The following is a 15,466-nucleotide window of genomic DNA, read 5'->3' as shown; positions in this document are numbered from 1 at the left end:
AGTTATTGGCAACAGTTGCCGCGCGTTTCGAACGCGCTCGGTGCTCAGGGATTCCGTGGTTGTATGGCAGGACCTGCCTCAACGGCAGAACCAGCATTTTTCGCCTCATCCTGACCCGCACCATTTCTCGCACCTTTTCTCGCACCTTTTCCCGTACAAGGAGCCACATGAGCCTGCGCAGTGCCCTGCTCGCTTTGATCACGGCCGGCCCGATGACCGGATACGACGCCGCCAAGCGCTTCGCGGGCTCCGTGGGCAACATCTGGTACGCCTCGGACTCGCAGATCTACCCCGAACTCCGCAAGATGGAGGCCGACGGTCTGCTGTCCACCCGCCCCGTGCCCTGGGGAAGCAAAGGCACCACCAAGACCGAGTACACGGTCACCGAGGACGGGAAGGCCGCACTGGGTGACTGGGTCGCCTCGCCCTTGACGTACACCTTGGAGAGGGACCCGGTACGCCTTCGTACCGCGTACCTCGAATGGACCGACCCGGCCACCGCCCGGCAGCACTTCCAGGAACACATCGAACATCACTCGCGCGTGCTTCAGATGGCCGAGGAGCAGATCGAGGAGATCACCCGGCGCACGCACCCGACCCTTCGTCGTCGTCTGGAAACGTACGACGACGCCGAGGCCCGCCGCGTCGTGGAGTTCAAGCTCATGGCCTACCGGGGAGTCTGCGCCCGTTCCCAGGCCGAGATCGACTGGGCAGAGGAGTGCTTGGGGACACTGCAGGCCCTGTGACGCGCCGCTAGACTGTCTCGGTCCTCCGAATGGCGGAGGGGCGTACTGCGAAAGGCAAACTCTCCGTGATCACCGTGTCCAACCTTGAACTGCGAGCAGGCGCACGCCTGCTCATGGACCAGGTCAACTTCCGGGTCCAGCGCGGGGACAAGATCGGACTGGTTGGTCGCAACGGCGCAGGCAAGACCACGATGACCAAGGTCCTGGCGGGTCAGACACTCCCCGCCGACGGCACCGTGACGCGCACCGGCACCATCGGGTACCTCCCGCAGGATCCCAAGGTGGAGGACATGGAGCAGCTGGCTCGGGACCGTATCTTCTCCGCCCGCGGGCTGGCCGAGGTCATTGCCCGGATGCGCGTGGCCGAGGAAGACATGGCCAACCCCAATGACGCGGTCCGGGAGAAGGCCATGAAGCGCTACGCCCGCCTGGAGGCGGAGTTCGTGGCCGGTGGTGGATACGCCGCCGAGTCGGAGGCCGCCACCATCACGGCCAACCTGGACCTTCCGGAACGCGTGCTCAACCAGCCGCTGCGCACCCTCTCGGGTGGTCAGCGGCGCCGTGTGGAACTGGCGCGGATCCTGTTCGCCGATGCGGACACCATGCTGTTGGACGAGCCGACCAACCACCTGGACGCCGACTCGGTGACGTGGCTGCGGGACTTCCTCAAGAACTACGCCGGCGGTCTGCTGGTCATCTCGCACGACGTCGAACTCATGGAGATGGTGGTCAACAAGGTCTTCTACCTGGACGCCAACCGCGCCGTCGTGGACATCTACAACATGGACTGGAAGCACTACAAGCTCCAGCGTGAACAGGACGAACACCGCCGGAAGCGCGAGTACGCCAACGCGGAGAAGAAGGCCTCGGCCTTGATGTCCCAGGCCGAGAAGATGCGTGCCAAGGCGACGAAGGCCGTGGCGGCCCAGCAGATGATCAAGCGCGCCGAGCGGCTCATGGCGGGGGTCGAGGGAGAGCGGGTGGCCGACAAGGTCGCCGCGATCCGCTTCCCTGCTCCGGCCGCCTGCGGAAAGACCCCCCTGCGCGGCCAAGGCCTGTCCAAGGCCTACGGCTCGTTGGAGATCTTCACGGACGTCGACCTTGCGATCGACCGCGGTTCCCGGGTGGTGATCCTGGGCCTGAACGGTGCGGGCAAGACCACGCTGCTGCGCATGCTGGCCGGCGTCACGGACCCTGATTCCGGTGTGGTCGAGGCCGGTCACGGCCTGAAACTGGGCTACTTCGCGCAGGAACACGACACACTGGACACCGACCGCACCGTCCTGCAGAACATGAAGACGGCTGCGCCCGACCTGGCCGACACCCAGGCACGCACCATTCTGGGCTCCTTCCTGTTCCAGGGTGACGACGTCGACAAGCCGGCGGGCGTCCTTTCCGGTGGTGAGAAGACCCGCCTGGCCTTGGCGACCCTGGTTGCTTCCTCGGCCAACGTCCTCCTGCTGGACGAGCCGACGAACAACCTGGACCCCGCCTCCCGCGAGGAAATCCTGGCTGCGCTGCGCAACTACGAGGGTGCGGTGGTCCTGGTCTCCCACGACGAGGGTGCGGTCGAGGCGCTCGATCCCGAGCGGGTGGTCATGCTGCCGGACGGCATCGAAGACCTGTGGTCGCAGGAGTACCGGGACCTGATCTCCCTGGCCTGATCCCGTTCCCCACCCGGCAGGAGGCGCGTGCGGCGTGGCTGAGCTGTCGGGCCTCGCCCAGCACAGCGTTCAGGGCACCGCGGTCAACACGCCTTGTTGCAGAAGTTCGTCCAGTGCCCACCGCACCCGGTCGGCGGCGTCCTCGGGTGCCTCCGGATCGGTGGCAAATCGGTCCACCAGGGTTTCCCCGGCAACCGGTTCGGCGGCCTGCTCCCACAGGGCCCACCCGAGTCCCTGCACCACCGCAAACCGCTGACCGCACAGCAGGGCCAGATACCGTTCGTCGATCACGACGGCGTCGTCCACGGGTGCTCGCTGAACGGCGGCCGGCTCGCCCGTCGCCCTTGGACGTGACGACGCGGTCGGAACGCGCACCGGGAGCGCGGATTCCACCGGTGTATGGCTGGTCCTCGGCGGGTCGACGTCGTAGGGCTCCCACGGGTGCCCGCGGGTGCCTGCCCCCTTGTCCTGACCCGTCAGGAGGTCACGGACCACGGGACGCAGCTGTTCCGTGGTCGTGTACCGAATGCGGTGGACCCCGCCCGCGCGATCGATGAGCGAGCACAGGGCGCGTAAGCCACGGGGCAGTGCCGTGAGTGCCGAGGTCTGCGGGACCAGGGCGGCGAGCGCCTTTTCCAGCGTCAACCGCTCGACCAACGGTTGTTCCGACGCTTCGACCTGTCCATCGCCGGCGGTGACGCGGTCGAGGACGAGCAACGCAGTCAGGACGGGGTGGGGAGGGGCGATTTCGAGTGCCAGGTCGTCGGGGGACACCAGGTGCTTCGGCCTGGTGCCGTCCGGGGGCAGGACTGCCAGTGGTTTGGGGTACGCCGTGATCTCATCGGTGGACGGATCCACCACCAGCGCCTCGTCCGTGAGGTAGCCGAACTCGTCGCACAGGGTCAGGGCGGCCATGGTCTTGCCCGTCCCGCTCGGGGCCACGAGCGCCACGCTGCATCCCGACTCCCGATCCGCCAGGCCCGCGGCGTGAAACACGATGCTCAGGCCGCGTCGCGCCGTGATGACGTCGTTGGTCACGCGGGACACCCCGACCTCGCTCTCCAAGAGAACCGGACCCGAGCCGTACCCATTTCCGGCCCCGTTCCCGTCCACCCGCCCGTTCCCTCCGGAGTGATCGGGTAAGTCGCGGGTGGAGTTCCCGTTGGAATACCTCGCGGGTTGTCCGGGCGCGAGGCATCGCACCCAGAGATGACGCAGAGCCCCGTAGAGTTCGGGTCCGGAGGCCTTCACCTCGAACCGGTCCGGTCCGACGGCCAAGACGAGGTTGGGCGGGGCGGGCTCGACAGTCATGTTTCAGCCTCGTTCGCCGTGGGCGTCGAGCAGGGCGTCCTCTTCCTCCGCGTCACGCACCGCGTAGGTTCGCTTGACGCGTTTGGGCCGCATGATGTCCCGCAGGTGCGCCGGCATGTCGTCGACCATCTCCAGACGTCGGACCACGTCCTCCTCCGTAATGCCGTCGCCGCGGGACCTGAAGTTGCCGTCGTCGTCGTAGTACTGGCTGAGTTCGGCCTCGATCTGGGCCGCGTACTCGCGGTCCCAGGCATCGTTGCGGACCTTCTGCCGGGCGGAGAAGGCGTAGGCCACGAACACCAGGACGGAGAAGGCGTCCCATTGCAGCGCGTACGAGAGGTTCGGTCCGTAGTCCAGATCGGGTTCCGAGAACGGTTCGGGGGCCGACTGCGGTGCAGGGTCCTCGTCGGCCACCTGGCCGTAGGCCCCCGTGGCGACGTTCAGCCCCGAGACGTCCGCGATCGACTCCAGCGAGATGGAGGCCACCTGCCCGTCGGGGGAGTCCCGAGCGACGGTTGACTCGGGCGGTTGCAGGCGAGCGGTGACCGTGACCTCGCCCGTAGGAGGGGCAGGCACCTGGCTGGGAGTCCCGTTTCCCGCGTCCGAGGTCTCGATCCAGCCGCGATCCAGCACCACGGTCGTGCCCTGCGCGGTCCTGAAGGGGACCAGGACTTCGTAACCGATCACGCCGTCGTGGGCGCGGTTGCGGACCAACAGGGTCTCGTCCGGCAGGTAGCTGCCGCGCAGTTCAACCGGATGCCACCGTTGGCCGGGGTCGGTGTCGGTGAAGGCCGTGACCGCGGCCTGACCGGTGATGGGCTCGGCCTGGTAGTTCTCGGTGATTAGGTCGTTGCGCTCGGTCATCGCGTCCGCGCGCCCCATCTGCCAGTTGCCCAGGTACAGGCAGAGCACGGCGGCCACACAGCACAGAAGGAACCAGGCGATCCAACGCCCAGAGAGGAGGAACGCGTAGGCCGCGATATTGCGCCTCACTGTTGGTCTCCGGTTGGCCGGGTCTCAGGTGACTGGTCCCCGCTCTGTTCCTTCGCGACAGTGGAGGACTCCGGCTCGAGCGGGCGCACGGCTTTGAGGAAGCCGCGCTCGGTCAGGAACGCCGCCAGGTGCGCACGGTGCTCGTCGCAGGCCGCCCAGGTCTTGCGCCGGTCAGGGGTGTGCACCCTGGGGTTGTTCCACTCCAACAGCCAAGACGCAGCGTCCCTGCAACCGCGGCGCGAGCACTGGACGGCATCCACATTCTGGCCATCTCCGGCTGCGGCCACTTGCCGCTCGTCCTGATGACTTTCGGACTCTCCGTACGGGTGGTCTTCGCCCCGGGACAGGGAACCCAAGAGGTCGAATGGCATGGGGAACTGGTGCTCCTGACGTACTGACTTCGAATTGACCCGGCGCTACGGGGCGACTCGGGCTGATCCAGCCCTGACGGCCGGTGGCCAGCCTATCGCTCGGGGTTCGTTCCCGGGTGTTCGCTCCACTGACCTTCGACGACGCTCGGCCCGTGCGCCGCGGCGCTCTCCTCACTCGAGGACTCGCCATTGTCGTCCCGCGTGTCTTCCCAGGAGTCCTCGGCCGCGTTAGCGGAGGCAGGTTCGGGTGTGCTCGTGAGCATCGGCACGGGCTCCGGTCCCAGGTAGCTGGACTCCCGTTCGGACTTGTCGGCACCGGCATTGGCCAGGAGAACTGCCGACCACGGGAACAGGACCATGCCGAGCACGCAGACGATCCGCCACCACCAGTTGTCCACCAGCACGAATCCGAAGAAACAGGCCACGCGCAAAGCCATCTGGATTGTGTAGACCTTCATCCGCCGCCCCATGTCCTTCGACCGGCCCTCCGGCGTGGACGTGATGGAGTGGACGGTGGGACCCCCGGCCGCTTTGTCCCGGGTTCCCCGGAGGTCACCGGTGCCGACTGGAGCGGCGGAACGGGCGGCTCGCTGCATGTCGGCCAGGTCCGTGGTGGTGAGGTAACGATGCGCCACGCAGCCACCTCTTCCCTTTCATGGGCGTCGGGTCCCCGGACGCCAGACCTCCATTGTGCACCTGTCTCAAGCGGCGCCCAACCGTTGATCGCGCATGGGTGGTCGACGATTCACACAAGCCTGCCGGGCCTGCGTGGTTGGGCGTGCCCAAGGTGTCCCGACGGTTTCGCGGGTAGTCTGAGCCGGTCATCAGCAGCCCGCAGCGGCGCTGGTGCACTGCAGACATCGTTGATCGAAAGGCAACCATCTCTCATGGCAGATGCAACTTCCGAGTCCGCAGAACCTCGCGTCGTTCTGGTCACCGGTGGCAACCGCGGGATCGGCAAGTGCATCGCCGATGCCTTCCGCGCGCAGGGCGACCGGGTGATCATCACCTACCGCACCGGAGATGCACCCGAGGGCGTTGATGCCGTGCGGTGCGACGTGAGCTCCACGGAGTCCGTGGACGCAGCGTTCAAGGAGATCGAAAGTACCTGGGGGCCCGTGGAGGTCCTGGTCGCCAACGCCGGGGTCACCAAGGACACCCTGCTCATGCGCATGACCGAGGACGACTTCACGTCCGTGCTTGACACCAACCTGGTCGGCGCCTTTCGTGTGGCCAAGCGCGCGACCAAGGGCTTCCTCAAACTCAAGCGCGGTCGGATCGTGTTCATCTCCTCCGTGGTGGGGGTCATGGGTGCGCCCGGCCAGGCCAACTACGCCTCCTCCAAGGCTGGCCTGATCGGCATGGCGCGGGCCATCACCCGTGAGCTGGGCGCTCGGAACGTCACCGCCAACGTGGTTGCCCCGGGTTACATCACCACGGACATGACGGCGGAGCTGCCGGAGGACGTCACGGCCGACTACATGGCCAGCATCCCCGCCGGGCGATTCGGCGATCCTGCCGAGGTCGCCAGCGCCGTTCAGTGGTTGGCCTCGCCCGGGGCCGGGTACGTCAACGGGACCGTGATCCGCGTGGACGGCGGCCTCGGCATGGGCCTGTGACCCACACCGCCGCACCCCGAAACCACCAACGCCCACAGTCGAAAAACCCCCTCGATTGCAAGGAGAGCTGTTCATGAATTCCGTGGCAGGCAAGACCGTCGTCATCACCGGATCCTCCCGCGGCGTGGGCGCCGACACCGCCAAGATCCTGGCGGGCGAGGGCGCCAACGTCGTCGTCAACTACCGACAGAAGGCGCCGCGCGCCAACAAGGTCATCAAGGAGATCGAAGAGGCGGGCGGCAAGGGCATTGCGGTGGGTGCCGACCTGACGGACACCGAATCCGTGGAGAACCTGTTCAAGCAGGCCGTGGACACCTTCGGTTCCCTGGACGTCCTGATCCTCAACGCCTCCGGCGGCATGGAGTCAGACCTCGGCGAGGACTACGCCATGCGGCTGAACCGCGACGCCCAGGACGCCGCCCTGACCGCCGCCCTCAAGCACCTGTCCGACGGCGGCCGCGTGGTGTTCGTGACCAGCCACCAGGCGCACTTCATCCGCGAGGTGGAGACCATGGACGCCTACGTGGAGGTCGCCAAGTCCAAGCGCGCGGGGGAGGACCAGCTGACGTCACGGATCCCCGAGATGACCGAGCGCGGAGTGGACTTCGTGGTGGTGTCCGGGGACATGATCGAAGGCACGGTGACCGCCACGCTGCTCAACCGCGCGCAGCCGGGGGCTCTGGAAGCCCGACGCGAGGCCGCCGGCAAACTGCTGTCCGTCAACGAGTTCGCCACGGAAATCGCCAAGATGGTGACCGCCGACGTCCCCACGGGGCACGTGGAGCTGGCTGGCGGTTCCGGTGACTTCCCTGCCGACGGCGGTGCCGCTCAGCCCGTCGGCTGACCGCCACGGGCCGTCGCGCCCGCACCCGCCAGAGGCCGAGAGGCCCGCTCGTCCTGTGACGAGCGGGCCTCTCGGCATTGAACACGGCCGCCAGGACGACGGGGGGCGTGGTTCCGGAACTCAGAGGTCGGCGAAGAACCGCACCGAGTCGAGGTTCGGCAGATTGATTTGCGCGTCTGCGGCTTCCCGCAGGACCTGCTTCCCGTTGAAGGAGATCCCCAACCCGGCCCGGGCCAGCATCTTGAGGTCATTCGCACCGTCACCCACGGCAATGACCTGTTCGGGACGGACGCCGTCGTTGATGGCCCATTCCTCCAGCATTCGTGCCTTGATTTCGGCCTCCACGACGGCGCCGGTCACGCGCCCGGTCAGGTGCCCGTCCTCGATCTCGAGCTGGTTGGCCAAGTAGTGGTCCAGCCCGAGCTTCTCGGCCAGGGGGGCGAGCACCTGGTTGAAACCACCGGAGACCGCGGCCACGGTGTGACCGGCGCGATGGAAGGTTTCGATGAGAACCCGTGCGCCCACACTGGGACGGACCTGGGCCACAACCTCGTCGATCACGCTCTCCGGAAGCCCCTGGAGAACCGCCACGCGTTCGTGCAGCGACTGGGCGAAGTCGATCTCCCCGCGCATGGCGCGCTCGGTGACCTCGGCCACTTCCTGTTCCCTGCCCACGTGGGCGGCGAGCAGCTCGATGACCTCCTGCTGGATGAGCGTGGAATCCACGTCCATGATGACCATCTTCTTGACCTCGGGATCGAAGAGGTGCCCGGGGATGACGTTCACGTCGACACTGTGCCAGCGGAATCCCATGGGATCCGGACGCAGCCGCGTACGCAGGTTTTCCAGGTCCGCGCCCGTCACGCGGACGGTCATGGCGGAGTACCCGGTGGCTTCGGATTCGTCGACTCCGCCGGAGGCGGTCGAGGTCACCCGGACGCGGCCGTGCTGCTCGACGGTGGCTCCCGAATCCTCGACCTCTGCCAGGATCTCTTCGACGTCCTCGGGTTGCGGAGTCTTGGACAGGGCGATCACGGCGAGTTCGTCGGTCATGGGGCGGAGTCTATCGCCCGCTCCGGTGAGCGCGAATTCAACCCTGCCGCCGACTCGCGGCCTGCGCCACAGGCTGAACGGGGTTGGGTGACGACTAGAGTTGGTCGCATGAGCACCGTTCTAACCATGACCGATGTCGATCTCGTCCGCGGCACCAAGAAGTTGCTGGACCAGGTGTCCTGGTCGGTCAACGCCAGTGAACGGTGGGTGGTCCTGGGCCCCAACGGGGCGGGGAAGTCCACCATGCTTTCCATAGCGGCGGCGCGTCTGCATCCCACCCGCGGTGCCGTGGAGATCCTTGACGAAACCCTCGGCCGGGTGGACGTCTTCGAACTGCGGCCGCGCATCGGGCTCACCTCCGCGCCCCTGGCCGATCAGATTCCCGCGAGCGAGACCGTGTTGGACACCGTGGTCACCGCCGCCTGGGGCGTGGCAGGCCGGTGGCGCGAGCAGTACGACTCCGACGACGAACAGCGTGCGAACCAGCTCATCCGCGACTGGGACCTCCAGAAGTTGGTCGACCGCAAGTTCGGCTCCCTCTCCTCCGGCGAACGCAAGCGAGTGCTGATCGCTCGCGCTCTCATGACCGATCCGGAACTCCTGCTGCTCGACGAGCCGGCCGCTGGTCTGGACGTCGGTGGCCGCGAAGACCTGGTGGAGCGCCTCAACGAACTGGCTGCCTCACCGACCGCGCCCGCCGTCGTGATGGTCACGCACCACCTGGAAGAGGTGCCGCCGGGCTTCACCCACGCCCTGCTCATGCGTGAGGGATCTGTGGTGGCCGCCGGTCCCGTCGGGGAGGTCATGACTCCCGAGGTGCTCTCCGAGACCTACGGACTTCCCCTCAAGCTCGTGCGCGTCGGCCAGCGCTTCGCTGCGTTCCGGCAGGACTGACCGGCGCTAGGTGGAATGGTTCACTGACGCGCTCGCCGGCTTCCACTTCGAGTGGTGGCAGGTTGCGCTGATTCTGCTTGCCGGTCTCTGGGCCGGTCTGATCAACACGATCGTGGGTTCCGGGACGCTGGTCACTTTCCCCGTCCTGGTGACCATGGGTGTTCCCCCCGTCACCGCGACCATGTCCAACGCCATGGGGTTGATCGCCGGAAACCTGACCGGCGCGTGGGGCTACCGCAGCAAGCTCAAGGGCGTGGAGCACACTCTCCTCAAACTGGTGCCGTGCTCTGTACTGGGTGGTGTGGTCGGGGCCGCGCTGTTGATGTTGTTGCCCGAAGAGGTCTTCGCCTACGTGGCCCCCGTGCTGATCGTGGTGGCGTTGGCGTTCGTGGTCTTCCAGCCACGACTGCAGGCGGCCGTCCGAGCGCGGAAGGACCGGCAGGCAGAACGTGCGGCGGAGCTTGCGCGCACCCGTGGAGAGGATCCGGGTTCAGTTGACCCGGACCGGGGGTCGCAGCCGTTCATCCTCTACGTCCTGGTGTTCCTGGCCGGTGTGTACGGGGGCTATTTCGTGGCCGCCCAAGGAGTGTTGCTGCTGGGGATCCTGGGTGTCTTTCTCCTGGCCTCCATGCAGTCGGCCAATGCGGTCAAGACCGTGTTGGTGGCCGTGGTCAACATCGTGGCCGCCATTTCCTACATCATCTTCGCCGCCGACCGTATCGACTGGTGGGTGGTGCTGCTGATCGCGGTCTCGTCGACCGTCGGGTCTTGGATGGGGGCCAAGATCGGGCAGCGCTTGTCACCCGTGGCCCTGCGCACGGTGATCGTGATCCTGGGTGTGGTCGCCCTGGCCAACATGGTGAGGCAGCTTCTGTGACCATCAACGACGACGGCGCCCTCGAGGCACGGTTCCCGCAGCTCCTGCGGCTGACCGATCCCGACGATCCACGGGTGGCCGACTACACCTCCCTGACGGATGTCGCACTGCGCCGCAAACTCGAGCCCGAACGCGGTATGTACCTGGCGGAGTCCTCCAAGGTGCTGCGTCGCGCGCTGGAGGCGGGCCACCGCCCACGGTCCTTCTTCATGGCGGAGAAGTGGGTCACCGATCTGGCCGACGTGATCGACGCGCACCCGGACGTGCCGCTGTTCGTGGGCGGTGAGGACGTTTTGGAAGCTGTGACGGGGTTCCACCTCCATCGCGGTGCGTTGGCTGCCATGCAACGGCCGGAGCCGTTGGAACTGGGTCACTTGCTGGCGAGCCTGCCGGACCGCCCGCGGATCGCGATCCTCGAGGACCTGGTGGACCACACGAACGTGGGTGCCGTGTTTCGTTCGGCAGCCGCCCTGGGCGTGCACGCCGTCCTGGTGACCCCTCGCTGTGCCGACCCGCTCTACCGGCGGTCCATCCGCGTGTCGATGGGCACGGTGTTCCAGATCCCCTGGACCCGCATCAACCCCTGGCCCGCCGGGCTGAACGTGCTCCAGGAAGCCGGTTACGTGGTGGCGGGCATGACCCTGGGGGAGGGCGCCATCACCCTGGACGACCTGGTGACTGAGGAACACGAACGCCTGGCCCTGGTCTTCGGAACCGAAGGCCACGGCCTCACCGACCGGGCGGACCGCCGGCTGGATCGGAGAGTCACGATCCCCATGATGCACGGGGTGGACTCCCTCAACGTCGCGGCATCGTCTGCTGTGGCCTTCTACGCAACGCGGTGACCACAGCGGTCGTCGACGGCGTCCCCTAGTCCAACCAGCGGGCAAATCCGTCCATGATGGCGGTCAATCCACGGTCGAACGCGCGGTCAGAAGCCCACTCGTCGGGCACAGTGCGCTCCGAGTCCCGGTAGGCGACGTCGGAGAGCGCGAATCCGCGCGTGAAGGAGGAACCGACCTGGAACAGATCCAGTGCGATCTCCAGCGGAAACCCCGCCCGTTCGAGAACCTCGATGATGCGTTGGGCTGCCAGCTGGTCCTCTCCGGAGATGAGCGGGCGCCCTCCACCTTGTGCCGCGAACACATTCGGGTGTGCCGTCATGAGGTTCCGATAGGACCAGCAGACATCGTGCAAGATCTCACGCCAAGACGCATCATCCGCTGAGGTGAGTGTCGGCATCCGGGAAATCAACAGCGCGGCCATGCCGTCGAGGATGTCCTGCTTGTTCTTCACGTGGTGGTAGAGCGACATCGCCTCGACACCGAGTTCGGCCGCCAGCCTCCTCATGGTCACCGCGCCCGGGCCCTCGTGGTCAATGAGCCGGATCGCCGTTTCCAGGACGGCCGTACGGGTCAGGGGCTCGCGAACACGAACCATGGGCTCTCCCTTCAATCGCTGCCGACGCCAGCCGCCAGTGTCACGTACAGTGTAAGGATGACTTACAACGTAAGGCACACGCCACGGTCAGCCTCAAGCTCCTGGACGCATGACCCCGCCGACAGCCGCCGCCCGAGGCCGCAAGGTTTGGCCTGGGCAATTGCTGCAGCGGCGGCGGGGGTCCTCCACTCCGCTGCGAGTTTCCATTGGGCATCGGGTGGCGAATGGCTCTTGTGGACCCTCGGCGAGCGCATCATCAACAGCTTCGGTGACCGTCTGTGGCTCCTGTACCCGGTCGCCGTCGTCAAGCTCTTGGCCGCCGTGGTACCCGTATGGCTGGCGGTCAAGCATTGGCCAGGTGCGCTGGTCAGCCGCGGTCTGTGTTGGTTGGGCGCAGTGGTCCTCATCCTGTGGGGCGGTCTCAACACGACCGCGGGTGGCGCCGTTCTCGCGGGCATCGTGGATCCGGTCGGCGGCTACGACCGTAACGCAATGATCGGCCACGCCTGGTTGTGGGATCCCCTGTTCCTGCTCTGGGGATTGGCGCTCATGGTTGCGCTCCTGCGCTCCCGACGCCGGAGTTGATCCAGGCACCGTCAGGGCCACGCCGACCGGCGCCTGCCGTCGTAGCCTGGGGTGCACGACGACGTCAAGGAGGTCTGACCGTGCACACCAGAACACTTGGACAAGGACTGGAAGTCTCAGCAGTCGGCCTCGGGGCCATGGGCATGTCCCAGAGCTACGGACCCAACCCGGGGAGCCGGGAGGACATGATCGCGGTGCTGCGCTCCGCCGTCGACGCCGGTGTCACCTTCTTCGACACGGCCGAGGTGTACGGCCCGTACGTCAACGAGGAACTGGTGGGGGAAGCCCTCGAACCGCTGCGCGACCAGGTCGTGATCGCCACCAAGTTCGGGTGGGACATCCAGGACGGGCAGGTCAAGGGACTCAACAGCCGACCGGAGCAGATCCGTCAGGTCGCCGACGAATCCCTCAAGCGGCTACGCACGGATCGGATCGACCTCTTCTACCAGCACCGCGTGGACCCCGACGTGCCCATTGAGGACGTGGCCGGGACCGTGGGGGAGTTGGTCCAGGCGGGCAAGGTCAAGCACTTCGGGCTTTCGGAGCCCTCCGCGGCAACAATCCGTGCAGCCCACACGGTCCACCCCGTGACTGCGGTCCAGAGCGAGTACTCACTGTGGACCCGCGACCCGGAGGCCGAAGTCCTGCCGACCCTCGCCGAACTCGGCATCGGGTTCGTCCCGTTCAGCCCGCTCGGCAAGGGCTTCCTGACCGGCACGGTCTCCACGGACACGCCCTTGGCGGAGGGAGACATCCGCTCGACGATCCCGCGGTTCGACGAAGCGAACCTGACGGCCAACCGGGCGCTGGTCGATCATGTGTCCCACCTGGCCGAACTCAAGGGCGTCTCCCCGGGGCAGGTGGCGCTGGCCTGGCTGCTGGCCCAGCAGCCGTGGATCGTACCGATCCCGGGCACGCGCCGGACCGAGAGGATCCAGGAGAACGCCGGGGCCACCCAGGTCGCCCTCTCGGCTAACGAGAAGGCCGATCTGGACGACCTGGCCAACCGCGTGGGAGTACACGGGGACCGGTACAACGAGTTCCACATGGGGATGGTGGGCCGCTGAGGCCCACCATCCCGGGGTACCGCACCAGAGTGAGCGGACTCAGGTGGGGGTGGCCCTCAGTTGTAGTAGCGGTAGATGAACGCCGCCATGGCATCCCGGTTGGTGGTGTTCAGCGGCCGGAACGTGCCGTCCGGCCACCCCGTGGTGATACCACGGGAGGCCAACCAGTGGACTTCCTTGTAGAACTGCTGACCGGGGTGCAGGTCCGTGAACCGGGAGGTCGACGGCGCCGTGTAGGCCGGTGATCCCGCCATCCGGTAGAAGATCGCCGCCGTGGCATCCCGGGTGATGTCGTTCTGGGGGCGGAACGTGCCGTCCGGCCATCCCGTCAGAATCCCGTTGGACCGAGCCCAGGTGATCTCCTTGTAGAACTGGTGCGTGGTCGGCACGTCCTTGTAGGGCGAGGTCTTGGGCGGGGTGAAGGCGGGGGAGCCCTTCATCCGGTAGGCCACTGCCGCCATCGCGTCACGGTCGATCTTGGTGAGGGGCCGGAACGTGCCGTCGGGCCATCCCTTCAGGTAGCCGCGGTCCTTGACCCAGGAGATCTCGGTGGCGAACTGGTTGCTGAGGGAGACGTCCCGGAACGGCGGTTCGGGGGCCACGGAGGCCACCGCGCGCGCCGGCGCCACTTGGCGCGAGCCCAGTTGACCGGTCGACGTCGACTTGAGCGTCGACTCGATCTGCGCCGGGGTGAGCGACGGATCTGCCTGCTTCATGAGGGCCACGGTCCCGGCGACGAACGGGGCGGCCATGGAGGTCCCGTACTTGTGTCCGTAGTTTGCCGTGGCGTACGTGGTGCTCCCCGAGTTCATGGTCGAGATGACGGGCACGGTCGATGTGCCGCCCGGTGCCAGGACGTCGACGGCGGGGCCCCAGTTCGAATACACGGTCCGGGCGCCGTTCTGGTCGGCTGCACCGACCGCGATGACGTTGGTGCAGTTGGCCGGTGGGTAGTTGGCCGCGTCCTTGTTGGCGTTGCCGGCGGACACCACGACGGGGATGCTGCGGTTGGTCGCGTAGTCGATGGCGCCCTGCATGGTGGCGCTGCACCGTCCCTCCAGGTTCAGGGACATGTTGATGACCGTGGCGGGTGCTGCCGCCGTGGTGCCGTCGATCGTCGCGCCGGCCGCCCACCGGATGCCCGCGGCAATGTCTGACTCGTAGCCGTAGGTGCAGAAACCCAGGACGCGTACGGGCATGATCTTGGCGTCCCTGGCCACACCTGCCATGCCGATTCCGTTGTTCGTGCCGGCCGCCGCAATGCCCGCAACGTGGGTGCCGTGCCAGGTCGCGGAGCAGCCGGAGACACCAGGGCGATCGCCTGGATCCGAGGGATCGGCGTCGCGGCCGTCGCCGTCGATCGCGAAGGTGTCCGGCCAGTTGGACACCATGTCCCGACCGGGAACGGTCTTGCCCCGGAGGTCCGGGTGCGAAGCCAGGCCGGTGTCGATCACGGCCACGGTTTGCCCCGCTCCGGTGCTGGTGGACCATGCCGCCGGAACGTTGCGTCCGAGCAGCCCGAACTGTTGGTTCAGCAGCGGGTCATTGGTTGCGGGCGTAGCGGAAGCAACGGCCAGCCGGTCCGGTTCGGCGTACTCGACGCGGGGATCGGCCTCGAGCTCGTGGATGACGTCGGCCTGTTCTTCAGCGGTCAGTGCTTCATCGAAGGCCAGCACGTCGGTGCCGTCGTCGAGGGTGTTCACGGTGGTGGGAGTCTCCGCCTCGGCCAGTCCGGCCTCATCGGCCACCCCGGCGGACGCGGCGGCCTCCGCCACCAGAGCCTCCTTGCTGCCCTGTTCGTCCGAGGGTTCGGTGAACTTGACCATGAGGCGAGGCGTCTCCTCGGGGACCTCCCCGGGATCGGCGACTGCGGGGACATCGGTTGCCGCGTCCGGCGCCCCCCGGGGGGGGGGGGGGGGCCGGGGCTCCGGTCCCGGTCCCCTCCGGGGGCGGGGGCCCCGGTTCCGTTTGTTCGGGGGTTCGGGGGCCCGGGGGGCCCCCG

General features: G+C 67.2%; 16 protein-coding genes. 9 read left to right on the top strand and 7 right to left on the bottom strand.

Features of this window, described 5'->3' with window-relative positions:
• Positions 1-167: 167 nt before the first annotated feature.
• Positions 168-746: a PadR family transcriptional regulator gene (locus tag GWK18_RS00080; RefSeq protein ID WP_123824785.1), complete on the top strand. Its 579-nt coding sequence runs from the start codon at positions 168-170 to the stop codon at positions 744-746.
• A 65-nt stretch (positions 747-811) separates the two neighbouring features.
• Positions 812-2,410 carry an ABC-F family ATP-binding cassette domain-containing protein gene (locus tag GWK18_RS00075; protein ID WP_123824784.1) on the top strand — a complete coding sequence of 533 codons (1,599 nt, stop codon included), beginning with the start codon at positions 812-814 and terminating at the stop codon, positions 2,408-2,410.
• Between the two features lie 69 nt (positions 2,411-2,479).
• Here GWK18_RS00075 and GWK18_RS00070 read toward each other — a convergent pair whose 3' ends face one another.
• The 4 genes from GWK18_RS00070 to GWK18_RS00055 form a co-directional block, all read right to left on the bottom strand.
• Positions 2,480-3,721 carry a hypothetical protein gene (locus GWK18_RS00070; protein WP_166832397.1) on the bottom strand — a complete coding sequence of 414 codons (1,242 nt, stop codon included), beginning with the start codon at positions 3,719-3,721 and terminating at the stop codon, positions 2,480-2,482.
• Positions 3,722-3,724: 3 nt separating this feature from the next.
• Positions 3,725-4,714, bottom strand: a complete 990-nt coding sequence (locus GWK18_RS00065; protein ID WP_348535779.1) for an SURF1 family protein — start codon at positions 4,712-4,714, stop codon at positions 3,725-3,727.
• On the bottom strand, positions 4,711-5,085 hold the full coding sequence (locus tag GWK18_RS00060; protein WP_245192666.1) for a hypothetical protein: 375 nt from the start codon (positions 5,083-5,085) through the stop codon (positions 4,711-4,713). Before GWK18_RS00060 ends, GWK18_RS00065 begins: the two co-directional genes overlap by 4 nt.
• A 92-nt stretch (positions 5,086-5,177) precedes the next feature.
• Positions 5,178-5,720 carry a DUF3099 domain-containing protein gene (locus GWK18_RS00055; RefSeq protein WP_166832395.1) on the bottom strand — a complete coding sequence of 181 codons (543 nt, stop codon included), beginning with the start codon at positions 5,718-5,720 and terminating at the stop codon, positions 5,178-5,180.
• A 252-nt stretch (positions 5,721-5,972) separates the two neighbouring features.
• Between GWK18_RS00055 and fabG the strand changes: the two genes are divergently transcribed.
• The gene (gene fabG / locus GWK18_RS00050) at positions 5,973-6,704 is read left to right on the top strand and encodes a 3-oxoacyl-ACP reductase FabG (protein ID WP_166832393.1); all 732 of its coding nucleotides are present in this window, start codon (positions 5,973-5,975) and stop codon (positions 6,702-6,704) included.
• A gap of 73 nt (positions 6,705-6,777) precedes the next feature.
• On the top strand, positions 6,778-7,548 hold the full coding sequence (locus tag GWK18_RS00045) for an SDR family oxidoreductase (protein WP_123824779.1): 771 nt from the start codon (positions 6,778-6,780) through the stop codon (positions 7,546-7,548).
• Positions 7,549-7,668: 120 nt separating this feature from the next.
• Here the strand turns inward: GWK18_RS00045 and serB are convergent, their stop codons facing one another.
• The gene (gene serB, locus GWK18_RS00040; protein WP_166832391.1) at positions 7,669-8,601 is read right to left on the bottom strand and encodes a phosphoserine phosphatase SerB; all 933 of its coding nucleotides are present in this window, start codon (positions 8,599-8,601) and stop codon (positions 7,669-7,671) included.
• A gap of 108 nt (positions 8,602-8,709) precedes the next feature.
• On the opposite strand from serB, the gene GWK18_RS00035 reads away from it, so the two are divergent.
• From GWK18_RS00035 to GWK18_RS00025, 3 genes are read left to right on the top strand one after another with little or no spacing between them, the layout of a single operon-like run.
• Positions 8,710-9,495 carry an ABC transporter ATP-binding protein gene (locus GWK18_RS00035; RefSeq protein WP_166832389.1) on the top strand — a complete coding sequence of 262 codons (786 nt, stop codon included), beginning with the start codon at positions 8,710-8,712 and terminating at the stop codon, positions 9,493-9,495.
• Between the two features lie 10 nt (positions 9,496-9,505).
• The gene (locus GWK18_RS00030; protein WP_166832387.1) at positions 9,506-10,372 is read left to right on the top strand and encodes a sulfite exporter TauE/SafE family protein; all 867 of its coding nucleotides are present in this window, start codon (positions 9,506-9,508) and stop codon (positions 10,370-10,372) included.
• 2 nt (positions 10,373-10,374) lie between these two features.
• Complete coding sequence (locus GWK18_RS00025) at positions 10,375-11,217, top strand: RNA methyltransferase (RefSeq protein WP_348535794.1); 843 nt, start codon at positions 10,375-10,377, stop codon at positions 11,215-11,217.
• 25 nt (positions 11,218-11,242) lie between these two features.
• On the opposite strand, the gene GWK18_RS00020 is transcribed toward GWK18_RS00025, so the two are convergent.
• Complete coding sequence (locus GWK18_RS00020; RefSeq protein WP_166832385.1) at positions 11,243-11,812, bottom strand: TetR family transcriptional regulator; 570 nt, start codon at positions 11,810-11,812, stop codon at positions 11,243-11,245.
• 147 nt (positions 11,813-11,959) lie between these two features.
• Between GWK18_RS00020 and GWK18_RS00015 the strand changes: the two genes are divergently transcribed.
• Both GWK18_RS00015 and GWK18_RS00010 read left to right on the top strand, forming a co-directional pair.
• Entirely contained in the window at positions 11,960-12,397 is a 438-nt protein-coding gene (locus tag GWK18_RS00015) for a DUF3995 domain-containing protein (protein ID WP_245192665.1), read from the top strand.
• 80 nt (positions 12,398-12,477) lie between these two features.
• On the top strand, positions 12,478-13,464 hold the full coding sequence (locus GWK18_RS00010; RefSeq protein WP_166832381.1) for an aldo/keto reductase: 987 nt from the start codon (positions 12,478-12,480) through the stop codon (positions 13,462-13,464).
• A 56-nt stretch (positions 13,465-13,520) separates the two neighbouring features.
• Here the strand turns inward: GWK18_RS00010 and GWK18_RS12985 are convergent, their stop codons facing one another.
• Complete coding sequence (locus GWK18_RS12985; RefSeq protein WP_245192664.1) at positions 13,521-15,290, bottom strand: S8 family serine peptidase; 1,770 nt, start codon at positions 15,288-15,290, stop codon at positions 13,521-13,523.
• Between the last annotated feature and the right edge of the window lie 176 nt (positions 15,291-15,466).

The sequence above is a fragment of the Kocuria sp. JC486 genome (genome assembly GCF_011602805.1).
Lineage (GTDB): Bacteria > Actinomycetota > Actinomycetes > Actinomycetales > Micrococcaceae > Kocuria > Kocuria soli.
This window is presented reverse-complemented; position numbering and strand designations above follow the sequence as displayed.